The sequence below is a fragment of the Rhodovulum sp. 12E13 genome (assembly GCF_003340565.1).
GTDB lineage: Bacteria > Pseudomonadota > Alphaproteobacteria > Rhodobacterales > Rhodobacteraceae > HLUCCA09.
Genome location: NZ_QPLK01000110.1, coordinates 1 through 1,020, shown reverse-complemented (window position 1 = coordinate 1,020; position 1,020 = coordinate 1). Strand labels below are relative to the sequence as shown.

At 71.1% G+C, this 1,020-nt stretch carries 2 protein-coding genes; both read left to right on the top strand.

The genetic code is table 11. The features are described from left to right. The first annotated feature begins 171 nt into the window (after positions 1-171). On the top strand, positions 172-591 hold the full coding sequence (locus tag DLJ49_RS21310; RefSeq protein WP_115395494.1) for an acyl-CoA transferase: 420 nt from the start codon (positions 172-174) through the stop codon (positions 589-591). 93 nt (positions 592-684) lie between these two features. Continuing rightward, the coding region (locus DLJ49_RS21305) for a phage tail tube protein (RefSeq protein ID WP_233489409.1) at positions 685-1,020 on the top strand (336 nt) is incomplete at its 3' end.

The window sequence follows — 1,020 nt, the reverse complement described above, 5'->3', positions numbered from 1 at the left end:
CACATAGCTGAACAGCGACCCGCTCGCCTCGTCTGTCCCGCGCATGACCGCCCCCCTCGTGACCCGGAAAGGGTGAATCATGTCCTCAAACCCGTGTCGAGGCGGCCTTTTTCAGCGGCCTGTTAGGGCTCGATCCGCACTTTCTCCGCGCTTAGCACATAGCAAGAACCCATGCCCACCCCCCGCGAAACCATCCTCGCCGCGCTGCACGCGCGGCTCTCGGCGCTGCCCGCTACGTCGCTGCGCGGCGAGGTGCTGCCCGAGCGCGTACCGGTCGAAGGCCTGCTGATCCTGCGCGACGGAGAGCCGGGAGAGCCGGAGGTGACGCTATCGCCGCCGCGCTATCACTTTCAGCACCGCGCGGAGATCGAGGCTGTTGCCCAGGGCGCCGAGCGTGACGATGCCTTCGATGCGCTCTGCGCGAGCATCGGCGCGGCGCTCGCCGACGACCGCACGCTGGGCGGGCTGTGCGACTGGGTCGAGGCGGAGGCGCCGCGCCCGGTCGATCTGCCGGTCGAGGGCGCGGCGGGCCTGAAGGCGGCCACCATCGCGGTGGTGCTGCACTACACGACGGACGACCCGCTGATCTGAACGCGGCGCAGACGACCTCCGTCACCCGACCACTGACCCACCGGCCCGCGGACCCGCTCCGCGGGCCGCTTCTTTTTGCGACAGGAGAGCATCATGGCACGATCCCTTGGGGCGCGGGCGCGACTGGCGCTCGGCTTCGAGACCGCCTACGGCACGCCGCCCGCCAGCGGCTTCATCCGCATGCCGTTCGCGCCGGGGCTGACCGTCGCCGCCGAACAGCCGCTGCTCGACTCCGAGCTGCTGGGCTACGGCCGCGATCCGCTGGCGCCCGTCAAGGACGCGATCACCGCCGACGGCGACGTGGTGGTCCCGATCGACGCGGAGGCCTGGGGCCACTGGCTCAAGGCTGCCTTCGGCGCGCCGACGACCAGCGGCACCGGCCCCTATACCCACGAGTTCCAGTCCGGCGCCTGGGACCTGCCGAGCTTC